This window comes from Streptomyces sp. MCA2, assembly GCF_023544705.1.
Classification (GTDB): domain Bacteria; phylum Actinomycetota; class Actinomycetes; order Streptomycetales; family Streptomycetaceae; genus Streptomyces; species Streptomyces decoyicus.
The window spans coordinates 1-16,386 of sequence record NZ_JAMJFM010000054.1; the positions used below are offsets into that span (position 1 = coordinate 1).

Sequence of the window (16,386 nt, forward strand, 5' to 3'; positions counted from 1 at the left end):
GAGAGGGCGGTTGCGGAACGCCGTCGGCAGGTGAACGCTCCGCTGTTCGCAACACGCGACAGCGGCCCCGTCATCCGCTTCCCGTTGTCGCCTGCGCCACAGTCGTCGCCCCGCGGCGCGAGCACGCGAGGACACGAGGACACGAGCACGCGAGGAAGCGGCAGACGGCCCGCCTCGCCCCGGCCCGTGAGGCCGGGGCGAGGCGGTGTCCCACGGGGTTCCCGCGGCCCTCAAACGGCCATCGCCTCCTGGATCCACCGGTTGACCCGGTACGGCAGCCACCACAGCAGCGGTCCGGTGCGGGCGACCAGCCGTTCCGCCAGGAAGTCGGCGGCGATGGCCCCGGGTACGGCCGACAGCGGGGCGCCGTAGGCCAGCCGGCCGATGGCCTCGCGGTATTCGGGCTCGTCCGCGGTGAAACGGCGCAGGTTGCCCCACCGTCGGTCGCGGATCTGGACGAAGCCGGGGCCTTGGCGCCACAGGCACTTGCAGAGGTAGTGCTCGTTGCGCCACTGGGTGAGCGCGGCCGCCGGGTCGGCGGGGCCGGTGAGGGTCCGGGGCGGCTGGAGATGGCTGAGGTCGCGCCATCCGTCATCGGGCTCCGCGGGCAGGCGCAGCTGCCACTGGACCAGCACGGCGCGGGCCGTCAGATCGCGGACCAGACACAGCCGCCGGACCGCATGGGCGGCGGCGTCGGGGTCGTCGGCCGAGGTCAGGTCGATGTCCTCGGCGAGCCGGGCACGGCGTACCCCGCATTCCCACAGCCGGGCGGCGTGCTCCTCCGGCGGTCCGGCCAGGTCGAGTTCGCCCAGACTCATGCCCGGCAGTGTGCAGGCGTCCTCGTCGTAGTCCCGCCATGCGGCGAGTGTCAGTGCCCGGGGGGCGGGGGTGGTGGTGCAGGTCATGACGGTCTCCTCGGGGGCCGGGCGGCGCTCAGGCGTGGACGACGGCGCGGGCCGGTGCGTCCGGCCGCTCCTGCGGGGCGGGCGCGGCGTGGCTGTGGCGCATGAAGTCGAGCCGCAGCAGGTCCTCGTTGACGGCCGCCGGGGCCAGGTGGACGTACTGGCCGCCGTCGGTGAAGACCAGCCCGAGCGTCACCCAGTGCTGGAGAAGGGCGTGCACGGCGGTCTCGTCGACCGGGTGACCGGGCAGGCGCGCGGCGAGTTTGCGGGTCAGTGCGGCGGGGGCGTGCGGCTGGTCGAGGAGCCGGAAGGCCGCGGTCTCCGTGGGCTCGGTGAGCTCCATGGCCCGCCAGTCGAAGGCGCGTCTGCGGCTGACGAGCACGATGCGGTCGCCGAGGTCGGTGTGGGTGAGCCTGCTGTCCGTGTGGTGTTTCCGCCAGGCGCCGAGGGCGTCGTTGAGAGAGGTGACGGTGGGTTCGCCGATGCCGCGTTCGGGGGCCTCGAAGACGTAGGCCAGGTCGTGCAGTTCGGACTCGGGCAGGTCATAGGTGAAGCGGTAGTGCTCCTCGGGGCGCAGGCCGGTGAAGCCGAGTTCGGGCCGGTTGAAGTACGGGCTGAAGCGTTCGATGGCGATGCGGGCGGACAGGTCGACCGGCGGATCGAGGTGCTCCAGTGCCGGCAACTGGGCGATGACGGGCTCGTAGTCGGCGGCGGTCTCGCCGGGGAAGCCGTGGAGGTAGTTCCAGGAGACGGAGAGTCCGGTCTCGGCTCCGTCGCGGAGCATACGGACGTTCTGACAGCCGCTCACGCCCTTGTCCATCAGGTCGAGGACCCGGCTGTTGAGGCTCTCGATGCCCGGCTGGACGTAGATCATTCCGGCGTCGGCCAGGGTGCGCAGCTGGGGACGGCGCATGTTCGCCTTGATCTCGATGTGCATCCGCAGGTCGTAGCCGCTGTCGACGATGCGGGGGAGGACGGTGTTGAGGTAGCCCATGTCGAGGATGTTGTCGACGACGTACATGTCCAGCACACGGTGCCGGCGTGCCAGGTCCATGATCTCTTCGTAGAAGACCTCGGGGCTCTTGCTGCGGAACTGCATGAAGGAGCCGTTGAGTCCGCAGAAGGTGCAGTGGTGCTTCTCCCCCCACCAGCAGCCGCGGGCCCCCTCGACGACGAGCTTGGGTTCCACCCAGTTGCGGGCGACGGAGGACGCCAGCCGCTCGAAGTAGCCGCTGTAGTCGGGCGGCAGGATGGTGGCGGGTGGCAGCGGGCTGGTGCTCATCGGGTTGGCGGTGCTGGTGCCGTCGGGGCCCCGGTGGCACAGTCCGGGGACCGCGGACAGGTCGCCGCCCTCGTCGAGGGCGGTGAGCAGCTGGGGGAAGGCGGCTTCGCCCTCGCCGCGGACCACGAAGTCCAGGAAGGGGAAGTTGCGGTGGCCGGCCTCGCCCTGCTCGCCTTCGCAGTTGGCGCCGCCCATGACGGTCCTGATGTGCGGGGCGAGGCGTTTGACGTACTTGGCGGCGGCGAGCGCGGCGGTGTTCTGCTGGAAGGTGGAGGTGAAGCCGACGACGTCGGGGCCGGCCGCGACGATCCGCTCGGCGATTTCCTGAACGAACTCCGGTACCACGCGGTGCAGTTCGTGCGACATCCGCAGCCGTGCGTCGCGCAGCTTGCCGCGCATCGAGGCATTGAACTCCGGTATCCGCCACTCGGGGTCGTCGTAGAGGGCGGAGGAGAACACCCAGTCGCCGCATCCCATGAAGTACGAGGAGAGCGCATAGAACTGGTAGTCGTCCGCGGTGAACTCGGTTCGCCGGGTGATCCAGTCGGTGAACTCCAGGTTGGCGTGCAGGACATCGGCATGGCCGGAGGTGCGCTCGTCGACGCTCCGCCGGAGGATGCCGAGGGCGAGGGACGGGAGGTCGATCGGGGACCAGGGCATGTTGACCAGCAGAACGCGCATGTCGGCTCCTCGTAGGCGGCGGGTCGGGGTGGGAGGCGGGGCCGGTGCCCGGCCGGTGACGCACGGCGGTCCGGCCGGCCCGGGTGGCGCACCGGGCCGGCCGGCGAGGATCAGTCCTCCTCGGTGTCCTCCGCGTTGCGGAACGGGACGGTCACCGTGATGCCGATGCCCGGCTTGCGGTTCTCCTCGTCACCCGCGAGCGGGTCGTTGTGGATGATGTCCTTCTGCATGGCTGCTCTCCTGTTCTGTCGGTTTTCGGGAACGGTGCTCACATTCCGGGGGACGCCGGCCGGGCCGGTGCTCCCGGAGACCCCGTCCGCTGGGGGACAGGGCGTTCGGTGGGCCGCGGGTCGCGGCGCAGGTGGCGGTCGAGGAAGCCCATGGCGCGCCGGAGGGCGGTCACATGGTGGGCGCCGGTGTATCCGTCGTGGCCGGTGTCCAGCCACAAGGACTCGTGCGCGACGCCGGCCTGCCGCAGGGCAGCGAGGTAGCTCCGGACCTGGCCGGGCGGGCATTTGGCGTCGCGGGTGGCGGCGATCACCAGCAGGGGGGCGCGGACATCGGCGGCATAGTGGAGCGGCGAACTCCGCGCGTAGCGTGCGGGCACGGCGTCGGGGGTCCCGCCGAACAGCCGCTCGTCCAGGGCACGCAGCGCGGGGGTGCCCGTGCGGTGCGCCGCGGCGCAGTCGGCGACCGGTTTGACGGCGACGCCCGCCTGCCAGAGATCCGGCCGGGTGCCGAGGGCGAGCAGCACCAGGTAGCCGCCCCAGGAGGTGCCCCACAGGCCGATCGCGTCCTCGCGGGCCAGTCCGCGGCGGAGCAGATCGGCCCGGACCGCGACGAGATCGGCGACCTGGGTGATCCCGACGCCCTCGCCGTATGCGGCGCGCCAGCGGGGGCCGTATCCGGTGGAACCGCGGTAGTTGACCCGGGCGACCGCGAACCCGGAGGCGACCAGGGAGTGCACCTGCGGGTCGTAGGCGTCGCGGTCGTGGTCGGCGGGGCCGCCGTGCACCAGGAACACCAGCGGGGCCGGCCGGCCGGGAGCATGGTCCGGTGCGCTGAGCAGGGTGTGCACGGGCCCGTCCGGGCCTGGGGTCCACAGGTCGCGGTGCCGCCCGGGCACCGGGGCGGGCAGGGCGGGGAGCGACGGGAGCCGGGTGCCGGCGGTGGAGCGCATCTGTGGCGGGGTGGCCGTGTCGGTCCAGAGGTAGTGCACGTCATCGCCCGGGTGCGGGACGGCGTCGAGCAGCGTGCCGGGCGGGCAGGGCACCGGGGTCAGGGTGCGCCGGTCGAGGTCGGCCGCGGTGAGGGTGGAGCGGCCGTGGCGGTCCTGGCGGATGAGGACGCGCCGTCCCCCGGGGTACCAGCGGGCGGTGATCTCGGTGTCGAAGCGGCACCAGTCCTGCGGCCGCAGTCCGGCGCCCGGCCGCCAACTGGCCAGTCGGTAGCGGTCGTTGTGCTCCTGGACCAGCAGCAGTTCGGTGGCCGACGGGGTCGGCGCAAAGCCGAGCGCCCACAGCCTTCCGCCCTGTCCGGAGAGCTGGTCGAGGACTGCCCCGGAGCAGGTCAGCAGGGTGACCGCACGGTCGGAGCCCGCCGCCCCCGACAGCGCCAGCAGCCCGCCGGACGGCGAGATGCCGGTCAGCAGCGCGTGGCCGTCGACGGTCCGCACCGGCCGGGCCGGGCCGCCCGGTGTGCCTAAGTGGACGGTCATCCCATGGCCGTCCCCGAGCCCGATGGCCACGGTGCCGGCGTCACTGACCGCGAGACCGTACGGGAGTCCCGGCCGCAGGCCGGTCAGACCACGGAGCCGCGGCCCGCCCTCGAAGTCCTGGAAGTACCAGAGCCCGCGGCCGCCCCGGTCCTCGGCGAACCACCACACCCGGGCGTCCGCGTCGAGGGCGCAGTGCAGCGTTCCGTCCGGGCTGTCGGTGACCTGGCGTGCGGTGCCGGTGGCGGCGTTCCAGGTGAAGATTTCGCAGCGGCCGTCGGCGTCCGCGGCCAGGGCCATGCGCGCCGGGTCGCGTGGGCAGACCTCGGGGAGCGCCGATCGGTAGACCCGGAAGCCGGTGCCGGACGACGGTGTCGCGGTATGTGCCGCGGTCGCGCTCATACGGGCTCCTCCCCGGTGCCGCGGGTGACGGACGACGGCGTGGCGATACGTGCCGCGATCGCGCTCATACGGGCTCCTCCCCGGTGCCGCGGGTGACGGACGACGGCGTGGCGATACGTGCCGCGATCGCGCTCATACGGGCTCCTCCCTGGTGCCGCGGGTGACGGACGGCGCCGCGCAGGTCGCGTACAGCGCCAGTGCGGCCAGCAGCACGGCGCAGCCCGTCAGGGTGGCGGCGACGCCGGTCCGGTCGGCGGACAGCCCGGCGAGGGCCGGGGCCAGGGCCGCGGCCGCACCGGAGGTGGTGGCCAGCACGGTGCCGGTGCGGGCCTGGAGCCCGGGTGGGGTGATCTGGAGGATCCGGGCCTGTAGCGCCACGGTGGCCGGCGGCGTCAGGAAACAGAGGAGTCCGAAGAGCAGCGCGAACTGCCAGGCGTCGCGGGCCGCCGTCAGGGCCGCGGCAGGCGGCACCAGGAGCCAGGACACCGGCACCAGCACGCGCGCCGCGGAGTGCCGGCGGACCAGCCGGGGTGCCGCCAGCGCGCCGGCCAGGCCGGCCGCCCCGGCCGACGCGAGGACCAGCCCGAGCGGGGCCGCGCCCCGGCCGTGGTCCTGGAGGGCGAAGACCGTCGTGTAATACAGCGCGACGAGCAGCGCGTTGACGGCCGAGATCCAGACGAGCGCCAGCCGCAGGAAGGGTTCGCGGCGGATCAGGGCCAGCCCTGCCCCGGCTTCGGAGGACAGGGCCCGCCAGGTCCGGCGCGGGGTGGTGGCCGGGAGCGACTGCTCCTGCCGTGCGGACAGATCGGCGCGCATGGCGTGGATGCCGCCGGCCGCGGCGGCGTACGACAGGGCGTCGACGAGGAACGGCAGCCAAGCGCCGACGGAGAAGAGCAGCCCGCCCAGCGCGGGCCCGACGACGAGGGCGCCCCGCTCCCCCGCCTCCAACCGGGACAGCACACGCCGGTGCGCCTCGGGGGGACACACCAGCGCCACGGTGCCCCGCGACGCCGCCTCGTAGCAGGAGGTCGCACACCGCTCGACAAGTACGGCCGCGAGGAGCGCGGCCACCGGGACCGGGCCCGCCGCGACGGCCACGGTGACACCGGTCATCGCCGCGGCGGACACCAGCGCGGCGCCCACCATCACCTGCTTGCGTGCCCCGCGGTCGGCGGGGACGGCGGCGAGCGGACCGAGGACCAGGGTGGCGGCCGCGGAGAGCCCGGCGAGGGCGCCGACCTCGGCGGGGGAACGGCCCAGGCTCAGCAACAGCAGCGGCAGAACGAACCCGGACGCCTGGCTGCCGAGTGCGTCGCAGGTACCCGCCCCCCAGAACAGCCGGACGTCGCGGCGGGCGTGGGGCAGGGGCACGGCGGACGCTGCCGCCGTGGCGGGCCGCGTCATCAGGGACGGCCCGGGGCCGGTCTCGCGGCGCCGTGCACGGCGCCGTGCCGGGTGCCGTGACGGGTGCCGTGACGGGTGCCGTGCCGGGCGCCGTCGAACGCCGCCCCGGCCCGGTCGTTCACCGGCCGGTTCGCCGGCGCACTCCGGGACAACGCCGACGGTAAGCCGGGCGGCATGCCGTGCAGTAAGCCGTGCGCTAAGCCGTGCGGTAAGTCGCCTCCGCGCGGGGTCGCCGATCGCCGTTCCATGCGAAGCCACCTCGGTTTTCGTGGGCAGATCGTGAAGATTGCCGCACCAATAGGTCAACTTGCGGAGGAAATGTGCCTAAAGCGTGCTGGAGCTTAACCAGCCAGTGACACAGGCCACAAGATGTCGGACAGGGAACACCTTCGGCCGCCCGCACTCCGCCCCGCTCCGGGCTCCTCGGGCAGCTGGGCCGGACACCATCGGCGGCACCTCACCCGGGGATTCCCCGGGATTCCCCGGGCTTTCCGCCCGCCGCCCGCACCGCGCACGGCTCCCGGACCGGTCCCCCGCACCGGTTTGTATTCTCGGCAGGCGCCACCGATCGAAGCGGCACCTGCGAGAGGAACCACCATGACCACCGAGTTGAGCCCCGACGCCCTGACCGGCCTCCTTGAGCGCGCCCGCCAGGACTACCAGGACCTCGTGGGCCGCGGACTCTCTCTCGACCTCACCCGGGGCAAGCCGGCACCGGAGCAGCTCGACCTCTCCGCGGACCTGCTGAGCCTGCCCGGCGGGCGGCACACCTCCGCCGACGGCACGGACGTGCGCAACTACGGCGGCCTCCAGGGACTGCCCGAGCTGCGGGAGATCTTCGCCGAGGTGCTCCAGGTGCCGGCCGGGCAGCTGCTCGCGGCCGGAAACTCCAGCCTTGAGCTGATGCACGACTGCCTGGTGCACGCCCTGCTGAGCGTGCTGCCGGGAGCCGAGTCGCGCTGGGTGGACCAGGAGCGCATCGCGTTCCTGTGCCCGATACCCGGCTATGACCGGCATTTCGCACTCTGCGAGCGGTTCGGTATCGACATGATCCAGGTGCCGATGACCGCCGAGGGCCCGGACATGGACGCCGTGGAGCGGCTGGTCGCCGAAAACCCGGCGATCAAGGGCATCTGGTGCGTACCGAAGTACAGCAACCCGGACGGCGTCTGCTACAGCGACGCGACCGTGGCCCGGCTCGCCTCGATGAGCACCGCCGCCGCCGACTTCCGGATCTTCTGGGACAACGCCTACGCCGCCCACCACCTCACCGACGAGCCCGTCGAGATAGCCGGTCTGCTCGCCGCCTGCGCCGAGGCCGGGAACCCGGACCGGGCCTTCGTGTTCGGCTCCACCTCGAAGATCACCGCGGCGGGCGCGGGTGTCGCCTTCTTCGGCTCGTCGCCCGCGAACGTGCAGTGGCTGCTCGGCAACAACGCCAAGCGGTCGATCGGCCCCGACAAGGTCAACCAGCTGCGGCACGTCCTGTTCCTGCGGGACGCCGACGGGGTGCGGGCCCACATGGAGCGCCAGCGCGCCGTGCTCCAGCCCAAGTTCGAGACCGTGGCGCGGATCCTGGACGCCGAGCTCGGCGGCACCGGGCTCGCGACCTGGACCTCGCCCAAGGGCGGTTACTTCGTGACCCTCGAGGTGCCGGACGGCTGCGCCAAGGAGGTCGTACGCCGTGCCGCCGAGGCCGGAATCGTACTGACCCCGGCCGGCGCCACGCACCCCTACGGCGACGACCCGCGCGACGCGGTCATCCGGATCGCGCCCAGCTACCCGGGCCTCGCGGAGCTGGAGCAGGCCATCGAAGGACTCGCCGTCTGCGTCCGCCTCGCGGGGTACGAGCAGCAGGTCCGCTAGGGCGCCATGCCCGCCCCTGCCCGAACCCGTGGGCGCAACGGGTCCGGGCAGGGTGCGCGCGCGACCCGGCCGAGGGCCCCTTCGCCGGGTCACGCGCCGGGGGCCGCGCCTCGCCCCGGCCAGCGGGGATGCAAGGATGCCGTCATGAGTAACGACGTGTTTTTCGACATCACCATCGACGGCGATCCGGCTGGGCGGATCGTTTTCACCCTGTTCGACGACGTGGTCCCCAAGACCGCGCGGAACTTCCGTGAGCTCGCCACCGGCCAGCACGGCTTCGGCTACGAGGGATCCGGCTTCCACCGCGTCATCCCCGACTTCATGCTCCAGGGAGGCGACTTCACCGCCGGCAACGGCACCGGCGGCAAGAGCATCTACGGCGAGAAGTTCGCGGACGAGAACTTCCAGCTCAAGCACACCAAGCCCGGCCAGCTGTCCATGGCCAACGCCGGCCGGAACACCAACGGCTCGCAGTTCTTCATCACCACCATCGTCACCGACTGGCTCGACAACAAGCACGTTGTCTTCGGCGAGGTCGTCGAGGGCATGGAGGTCGTCCGGAAGATCGAGTCCCTGGGCTCCCACGGCGGCACCACCCGCGCCAAGATCGTCATCGCCAAGTCCGGCGTGGTCGCGTAGTAATCACCGCACATCCCCCGCGCCGGGCAGTCCCGGCCGACCCTCCGGGGCCGGCACCGGTCGACAGCCCGGCGCGGCGCGGTGGGGAGCCCGTCGGGCCGGCTCCGGCCACGAGCATCATCTCCCGCGTACGGCGTAGCCGAGCGCCTGTTCGCTCAGCAACTCCTCGACGAGGCCGAGGAGTTGCAGCACCGCTTCGGCGATCGCGTCCGGTTTCCCGCCCGCGACGATGCGCCGGCCGATCTCGGCGTAGACCAGCGAGTGGAACCAGCCGATCTGACCGGCCACCAGGCGCGGCAGCTGATCGTCCGGCGCCGCTCCGGTCTCCTCCGCCAGGACGGTGGCGAGCGCGTCGGTCATCTGCCGACCCAGGTCCTCCAGACGGGCGGTGAGAGTGGGGCGGTAGTTTTCCACCGCGGCGCCGCCCTCCGGCCGTGCCGCCGTGAAGTGACGGAACCCTTCGACGGGAGTCGCGAACGTGGCCATGCCGGATGCACACGACGCGGCGGTGCAGCGCGCCAACGAGGCCCTTCAGACGTACACGCCCTCGGGTGAGGGCTGGCGCCACAGTCCCGGCGAGACCTTGCGGCTGGCCCTCACCGACCTGCTGCACTGGTGTGACGACACCCAGGGCGACTTCGACGTAGCCCTGAAGCACGCACGCATCCGGCACGCCGACGAGAGCGGCCGGGCAGGCACTTCCTGACGCGTCGCCGGCGGCTCCCATGCGGCCTCCCGGCCGGGGAGGCCGGCCTGGCGCAGCAGCCGGACCGCTGACACCCCTACGCGGACACGGGGCCGGTTTCACATGTTTCGCGCAACTGCCGTGTCGCCCATTGCCTTTCGGGCAAGCCGTCGCTGCACTGGTGCCGTGGACACCTCCGTCAGGCCGAACAGCGAGTGGACACGGTGCGCGCCCGGGTGCGGGCGGCACCCCGGCCACCCGGCACGTGACCCACCTCACACCAACTGGCCGGAACTCACACTTCCAGTTGTCCGACTCCCTGATGCATACGGCAGAGGACTGGGCCACATCACCTTCGAGCTGGGAGCATCCGCGTGCCCACTGAACAACGTCTCGCATCGAGCAAGGTCGGCGATGCCCCGGACGCCGTCGGCTCCGACACGCACGGGGCGGCCGTACAGCGGACCGGGTGGTCCGTCCTTCGCCCGCTGGTATTGCGCCTGCACTTCTACGCCGGTGTGCTCGTCGCGCCGTTCCTCCTTGTCACCGCGGTCACCGGACTGCTCTACGCCGGCTCGTTCCAGGCGGAGAAGGTGATCTATGCGCACGAGTTGAGCGTCCCGGCCGGTGAGCGCACGCTGCCGGTGTCCCAGCAGGTCGCCGCCGCCCGTAAGGCGCACCCGGAGGGCAAGGTCGCCGCCGTACGCCCGGCGCCGCAGCCGGGTGACACCACGCGCGTCCTGCTCTCCGACGTGCCGGGAGTGACCGCCGAGCACCAGCTCGCCGTCTTCGTCGACCCGCACACCGGCAGCGTCCGGGGCGCATTGGAGACGTACGGCGCCACGGGTGCACTGCCGATGCGCACCTGGCTCGACGATCTCCATCGCAATCTCCACCTGGGCGAGAGCGGCCGCCTATACAGCGAACTGGCCGCCAGCTGGCTGTGGGTGGTCGCCGGCGGCGGACTCGCGCTCTGGATCGGGCGTAAGCGCACGAACCGCAAACTGCGGTCCCTCGCGCTGCCGGATCGCGCCGCCACCGGACGGCGCAGGACCCTGTCATGGCACGGCGCGGTGGGCGTGTGGGCGGCGGTCGGCCTGTTCTTCCTCTCCGCCACGGGGCTGACCTGGTCGACGTACGCCGGGGCGAACATCGATGAAATCCGACAGTCACTGGGGCAGGCGACGCCGACCGTCTCGACGGCCGTGGCCGAGGACCATGCCCACCATGGCGGCTCCGGCGGGATGGCGGGAATGCCCGACATGCCGGGGATGGACGGGAAGAAGGACGGTGCGTCGGGCGGAGCGGCGTCCGCGGACGTGGGCATCGACAAGGTGCTCAAGGCGGCCCGCGCCGAGGGGCTGTCCAACCCCGTGGAGATCGGACTGCCGACGGACAGCGGCAGCGCCTATGTCGTCAAGCAGGTACAGCGCAGCTGGCCGGAGAAGCAGGATGCCGTCGCCGTGGACCCGGGCACCGGAAAGGTCACGGACGTCTCGCGCTTCGCGGACTACCCCGTCCTCGCCAAGCTCACCCGCTACGGCATCGACCTGCACACCGGCACCCTGTTCGGCATCGTCAACCAGATCGCCCTGGCCGCGCTCGCCCTCGCGCTGATCTTCCTGATCGTCCTGGGGTACCGGATGTGGTGGCAGCGCCGCCCCACCCGCGCCCACGCCCTGTCCTTCGGACGTCCCCTTCCGCGTGGCGCATGGCGGCAGATTCCGCTGCCCGTACTGATCCCGCTCGGGCTCGTCGTCGCGGTGGTGGGCTGGGCGGTGCCGCTGCTCGGCATCTCGCTCGCCGCGTTCCTGGTCGTGGACGTCCTGCTCGGTGTGATCGGGCGTCGGCGCGTCCCTGCCCCGGTGGACTGACGGCTTCGGCGGGCGGATGCCGCCGGGGAGCCGGCGGTCCTGTCCACGCGGCAGATCCGCCGCACTACCAGTAGTGCTTCCGCCCGCCGACCGCGTGCCCCAGCGAGCCGAGGATCCACAGAATCGCGCCGATCACGGCCAGAATGATTCCGATGGTCCAGAGGATGGAAATTCCGGTCAGGAATCCGACAATGAGCAGAATAATTCCGAGAACGACCACGATGCGCTCCGATCCCGTGTGAGTTTCCTTTAACTTTGGGCCTCGGTTTCCGGCTCGGCAAGTTGTGGTGAGGCCCCGGAAAACCGCCGATGGCGCGGTTCGGCCGCCGTCCGCATTACGCGCCCATTTCCCTGGCCACGATCGGCGACGGCCGGACGAGTGTGCGGTCCGGCGATCCGGGGGGACCATGGAAGGCACAGCACTCACCGGACCGCGGGCCGGCCACGGACAGATGCGTGGGCAGGCCACGGAACGGGGCGAGGGGCAGCCCCGGCGGTCCGGCAGACGGAAGGAGTGCCGGGGTGTGCGCAGCCGATGTGCGTCCGTCCGGCGCCGGCGAACCGGAGGGCGAGAAGGTGCCCGCGGGTGGACCGGAGGGCAAGAAGTGGCCCGCCGGTGGGCCGGAGGGCAAGTCGTCGCAGCCGAGCGGGCTGATGGACCTCCTCGCTGTTGCCGCGGTGCTGGTCGACGCGGAGGGGCGGATCGTCCTCTGGAGCCCGCAGGCCGAGGATCTGTACGGCTTCACCGCCGGGGAGGCGCTCGGGCAGTACGCGGCGCCGCTGCTCATCCACGAAGAGCACTGGGACCTGGTGATCAAGAAGTTCGCCGAGGTCATGGAGACCGGCAGGAGCTGGGGCGGCACGTTCCCGGTCCGGCACAAGGACGGCACCGAACGGCTGGTGGAACTGCGCAATATGCGGCTGCTGGACGACCGCGGCGATTTCTATGCCCTGGGACTCGCCACCGACTCACCGACGCTCCGCGAGGTGGAGCGGGATGTCGCCCTGTCCACCCGGCTGATCTCCCAGTCCCCCATCGGGCTGGCGATACTCGACACCGAGCTGCGCTATGTGTCCGTCAACCCCGCGCTGGAGCGGATGCACGGCATTCCCGCGAAGGATCACCTCGGCCGGCACTACCGCGAGATCATGACCGCCGCGAAGTTCGAGGTGCCCGAGGCCGCGATGCGGGAGGTACTGGAGACGGGGGTCCCCAAGGTCGACCAGGCCACTGTCGTCGGCCGCAGCCCCGCCGACCCCGAGCACCAGCACGCCTGGTCGATCTCGTTGTACCGGCTGGAGGACCCCCAGGGGCGGGTGCTCGGAGTGGCCGACCTGGTGGTGGACGTCACCGACCGGTACCAGGCAGCCATGGAGGCGACGGAGGCCCGGCGGCGGCTGGCCCTGATCGCGGACGGATCCGCCCGTATCGGCACCACGTTGGAGGTGGAGCAGACCGCCCGTGAGCTGGCCGAGGTCACCGTTCCCGAACTCGCGGACATGGTCACGGTCGATGTGCTCGACTCCGTCCTGGGTGAGCACCGTCCCGCGCGCGAGGAAGGCCCCGCGGTCTTTCGTGCCCTCGCCGTGAAAGGCGCCTACCCCACCGAGGCCCTCCAGGCCGCCGACCCTCCGGGCCAGACCGCCGCCTACGACGCCGACCGCCTGGCCACCCTCTGCGTACGCACCGGCCGCCCGATGATCGTCTCCCACGCGGACGACCACGACCTGGCGCGCATCGCCCGCGACGACCACGCCGCCACCTTGCTGGCCCGCGCCGGGGTGCACTCCTACCTGCTCGCCCCGCTCATCGCCCGCGGCCAGATCCTGGGCTGTCTCGGTCTCACCCGTGCCCGCAACCCGCTGCCCTTCGACGAGGACGACCTCGCCCTGGCCGCCGAGCTGGCCTCCCGCGCCGCCGTGTGCATCGACAACGCCCGCTCCCACCAGAGCGTCCGCAACGCCGCCGAGACCCTCCAGCGCAGCCTGCTCCCCGACCACCCGCCGCACCTCCCCGGCCTCCAGATCGCCTCCCGGTACCGTCCCGCGCAGGCCACGTACGAGATCGGCGGCGACTGGTACGACGTCCTCCCGCTCGAAGCGGACAAGACCGCACTCGTCGTGGGCGATGTCATGGGCAGCGGTATCGACGCCGCCGCCACCATGGGCCGCCTGCGCACCGCCACCAGCGCCTTCGCCGACCTCGATCTCGACCCCGCCCAGGTTCTCCAGCACCTCGACAAGATCACCTCAGGGCTGGAGCACTACATCGCCACCTGCGTGTACGCCACCTACGACCCGCACCGCGCCGAATGCCACATCGCCACCGCCGGTCACCTGCCGCCCGTCCTGGTCCGCAGGGGCCGCCGCCCCGAACTTCTCGACCTGCCCACCGGCACCCCGCTCGGGGTCGGCGGCGTCCCCTTCGAGACCACCACCTTCCGCCTCGACCCGGGCGACCAACTCGTCCTGTACACCGACGGACTGGTCGAGACCCGCCACCACCCCATCGACGCACGCCTCGAAACCCTGCGCGGTCTGCTCGACGCCCCCGACCGCTCCCTGGAGGAGACCTGCGACCGGCTCCTTCGCGAACTCCGGCGCCCCGACGACCCGGACGACGTCGCCCTGCTCATCGCCCGCACCCGGCCCTTCACCTCCGCCTCGTAGCGCCGTCGGCGTCGTCTCCCGCCCCTTGGGACGCCCCCTGGCGGGACACCGTGCGAACCCTTCTGCGCGGGCGCGCCCCGCTCGTCCCGCCCGGCAGCCAGGTAAAGCCTTTCCCTCGCTCCCGTATGGCGCAGCTCTCGGCCGGCCGGCCGCTCCGTCCCGGGGAGCACGGCAAAGCGGCAGCTCAAGCACCGTTTCCAGGGTGGTTTTGCGAGCGGGAGAACGCGTTTCGGCGCGGTACCGGGCGGGTGACGGCCCGGTTGACGGAGCGGCGCCCTAGGAACACGCTCGTTACATAGGTGCTCGATACAACTGGCTCAGGCGAGGCAGTCGGGCAACCGGGCATCGAGGTGTCCGCTCGCGGTGTCCGGCGGCTCCTGGGCCGGATCAGGAGGACATGGCATGTGTGGCATCACCGGCTGGATTTCCTTCGACCGTGATCTGCGCTCCGAGCAGGAGACCGTGGACGCGATGACCGAGACGATGGCCTGCCGCGGTCCGGACGACCGTGGCACCTGGGTGCAGGGGCCGGCCGCTCTCGGCCACTGCCGCCTCGCGATCATCGACCTGCCCGGTGGACGTCAGCCGATGACCGCCGAGCGGGCGGACGGCAGCCCGGTCACCCTCGTGTACTCCGGCGAGGCCTACAACTTCGGCGAACTCAGGAAGGAACTCGTCTCCAGGGGCCACCGTTTCACGACCGGCTCCGACACCGAGGTCGTCCTGCGCGGGTACCTCGAATGGGGCGAGGAGGTCGCCGGACGCCTCAACGGGATGTTCGCGTTCGCGGTCTGGGACGAGCAGCGCCGACGGCTCGTCATGATCCGCGACCGGATGGGGATCAAGCCGTTCTACTACCACCCCACCCCTGACGGCGTGCTGTTCGGCTCCGAGCCGAAGGCGATCCTCGCCCATCCGCTGGCCGGGCGGAACGTCGGCCTCGACGGCCTCCGCGAGCTCTTCGCCTTCGTCAAGACGCCCGGCCACGCCATCTGGGAGGGCATGTACGAGGTGGAACCCGGCACCGTGGTCACCGTGGACCGCAACGGGCTGCGCCGGCACGTCTACTGGTCGCTGCGGACCCGTGCGCACCTCGACGACCGGGACACCTCGGTCGCCCATGTCCGTACCCTGCTCGACGACATCGTCCGCCGTCAGCTCGTCGCCGATGTGCCGCGCTGCACCCTGCTGTCGGGCGGCCTGGACTCCTCCGCCATGACCGCGCTGGCGGCCCGTCAGCTGGGCGAGACGGACGAAACGGTACGCAGCTTCGCGGTCGACTTCGCCGGGCGGACCGAGCACTTCGTGGCCGACGAGCTGCGCGCCACCCCCGACGCCCCCTTCGTGCACGACGTGGCCCGCCTCGCCGGCACCGACCACCAGGACATCGTGCTGGACTCGGCCGCCCTGGCCGACCTCGATGTCCGCGCGAAGGTCATCCGCGCGCGGGACATCCCGATGGGCTTCGGCGACATGGACGCCTCGCTCTATCTGCTGTTCAAGGCGATCCGCGGGCACTCGACGGTCGCCCTGTCCGGCGAGTCGGCGGACGAGGTCTTCGGCGGGTACAAGCAGTTCTTCGACGAGGAGGCCCGCCGGGCCGACACCTTCCCCTGGCTCGTCCGCTTCGCGGAGCACTTCGGCGACGACGGCAACATCCTGAACCCCGCTGTCACCACCTCCCTCGACCTGGGCTCCTACATACAGGACGGCTACCGCTCCGCCATCAAGGGCGTCGAGCGTCTCGACGGGGAGAGCGACTTCGAGTTCCGCATGCGCACGATCTGCTATCTGCATCTGACGCGCTTCGTCCGGATCCTGCTCGACCGCAAGGACCGCGCGAGCATGGCGGTCGGACTGGAGGTGCGGGTGCCGTTCTGCGACCACCGGCTGGTCGAGTACGTCTACAACGCGCCGTGGTCGCTGAAGTCCTTCGACGGACGGGAGAAGAGCCTGTTGCGCGAGGCCACGGCGGATCTGCTGCCGAAGTCGGTGTACGACCGCGTGAAGAGCCCCTACCCCTCCACACAGGACCCGCAGTACGCGGTCGCGCTCCAGCACCACGCCAAGGACCTGCTGGCCCGTTCCTCGCACCCCGTGTTCGACGTCGTCGACCGCAACTGGCTGAAGCGCGCCGCGCACCACGAGGCTCCCCAGATCACCCAGGCGTCCCGGCGCGGGCTCGAGAAGACGCTGGATCTGGCTCTGTGGTGGGACATGTACTCCCCCACGGTTACGCTCTCTTGATCTGAACGGGCGCGCGATGG

The 16,386-nt window shown here is 71.8% G+C and carries 12 protein-coding genes; 6 read left to right on the plus strand and 6 right to left on the minus strand.

Going from position 1 to position 16,386, the window contains the following annotated elements; translation table 11 throughout:
* Window positions 1-230 precede the first annotated feature (230 nt).
* The 4 genes from M8I34_RS33125 to M8I34_RS33140 form a co-directional block, all read right to left on the minus strand.
* On the minus strand, window positions 231-905 hold the full coding sequence (locus M8I34_RS33125; protein WP_250055906.1) for a DUF5825 family protein: 675 nt from the start codon (window positions 903-905) through the stop codon (window positions 231-233).
* 28 nt (window positions 906-933) lie between these two features.
* Window positions 934-2,865 (minus strand): RiPP maturation radical SAM C-methyltransferase, encoded by a 1,932-nt coding sequence (locus M8I34_RS33130; RefSeq protein WP_250055915.1) that lies wholly within the window; start codon window positions 2,863-2,865, stop codon window positions 934-936.
* A 268-nt stretch (window positions 2,866-3,133) separates the two neighbouring features.
* A complete protein-coding gene (locus M8I34_RS41735) occupies window positions 3,134-4,981 on the minus strand; it encodes an alpha/beta fold hydrolase (protein ID WP_308372734.1) in 1,848 nt (615 codons plus the stop codon).
* A 132-nt stretch (window positions 4,982-5,113) separates the two neighbouring features.
* The gene (locus M8I34_RS33140; protein ID WP_250055917.1) at window positions 5,114-6,352 is read right to left on the minus strand and encodes an MFS transporter; all 1,239 of its coding nucleotides are present in this window, start codon (window positions 6,350-6,352) and stop codon (window positions 5,114-5,116) included.
* A gap of 630 nt (window positions 6,353-6,982) precedes the next feature.
* Here M8I34_RS33140 and M8I34_RS33145 point away from each other — a divergent pair.
* Together M8I34_RS33145 and M8I34_RS33150 are read left to right on the plus strand one after the other, a co-directional pair.
* Entirely contained in the window at window positions 6,983-8,251 is a 1,269-nt protein-coding gene (locus M8I34_RS33145; protein ID WP_250055927.1) for an aminotransferase class I/II-fold pyridoxal phosphate-dependent enzyme, read from the plus strand.
* Between the two features lie 144 nt (window positions 8,252-8,395).
* The gene (locus tag M8I34_RS33150; protein ID WP_250055929.1) at window positions 8,396-8,890 is read left to right on the plus strand and encodes a peptidylprolyl isomerase; all 495 of its coding nucleotides are present in this window, start codon (window positions 8,396-8,398) and stop codon (window positions 8,888-8,890) included.
* A 117-nt stretch (window positions 8,891-9,007) separates the two neighbouring features.
* Here M8I34_RS33150 and M8I34_RS33155 read toward each other — a convergent pair whose 3' ends face one another.
* Entirely contained in the window at window positions 9,008-9,376 is a 369-nt protein-coding gene (locus tag M8I34_RS33155) for a hypothetical protein (protein ID WP_250055932.1), read from the minus strand.
* Here M8I34_RS33155 and M8I34_RS33160 point away from each other — a divergent pair.
* On the plus strand, window positions 9,375-9,596 hold the full coding sequence (locus M8I34_RS33160; RefSeq protein WP_250055933.1) for a hypothetical protein: 222 nt from the start codon (window positions 9,375-9,377) through the stop codon (window positions 9,594-9,596). The genes M8I34_RS33155 and M8I34_RS33160 overlap by 2 nt on opposite strands.
* Before the next feature lie 353 nt (window positions 9,597-9,949).
* Window positions 9,950-11,449 carry a PepSY domain-containing protein gene (locus tag M8I34_RS33165; RefSeq protein ID WP_250055935.1) on the plus strand — a complete coding sequence of 500 codons (1,500 nt, stop codon included), beginning with the start codon at window positions 9,950-9,952 and terminating at the stop codon, window positions 11,447-11,449.
* A gap of 64 nt (window positions 11,450-11,513) precedes the next feature.
* Here the strand turns inward: M8I34_RS33165 and M8I34_RS33170 are convergent, their stop codons facing one another.
* Window positions 11,514-11,669, minus strand: coding sequence for a DUF6131 family protein (locus M8I34_RS33170; RefSeq protein WP_150127167.1), 156 nt, complete (start codon window positions 11,667-11,669; stop codon window positions 11,514-11,516).
* A 356-nt stretch (window positions 11,670-12,025) separates the two neighbouring features.
* Here M8I34_RS33170 and M8I34_RS33175 point away from each other — a divergent pair, with 356 nt between their 5' ends.
* Together M8I34_RS33175 and asnB are read left to right on the plus strand one after the other, a co-directional pair.
* Window positions 12,026-14,119, plus strand: coding sequence for a SpoIIE family protein phosphatase (locus M8I34_RS33175; RefSeq protein WP_374211023.1), 2,094 nt, complete (start codon window positions 12,026-12,028; stop codon window positions 14,117-14,119).
* 402 nt (window positions 14,120-14,521) lie between these two features.
* A complete protein-coding gene (gene asnB / locus M8I34_RS33180; RefSeq protein WP_250055937.1) occupies window positions 14,522-16,366 on the plus strand; it encodes an asparagine synthase (glutamine-hydrolyzing) in 1,845 nt (614 codons plus the stop codon).
* Window positions 16,367-16,386: the final 20 nt, after the last annotated feature.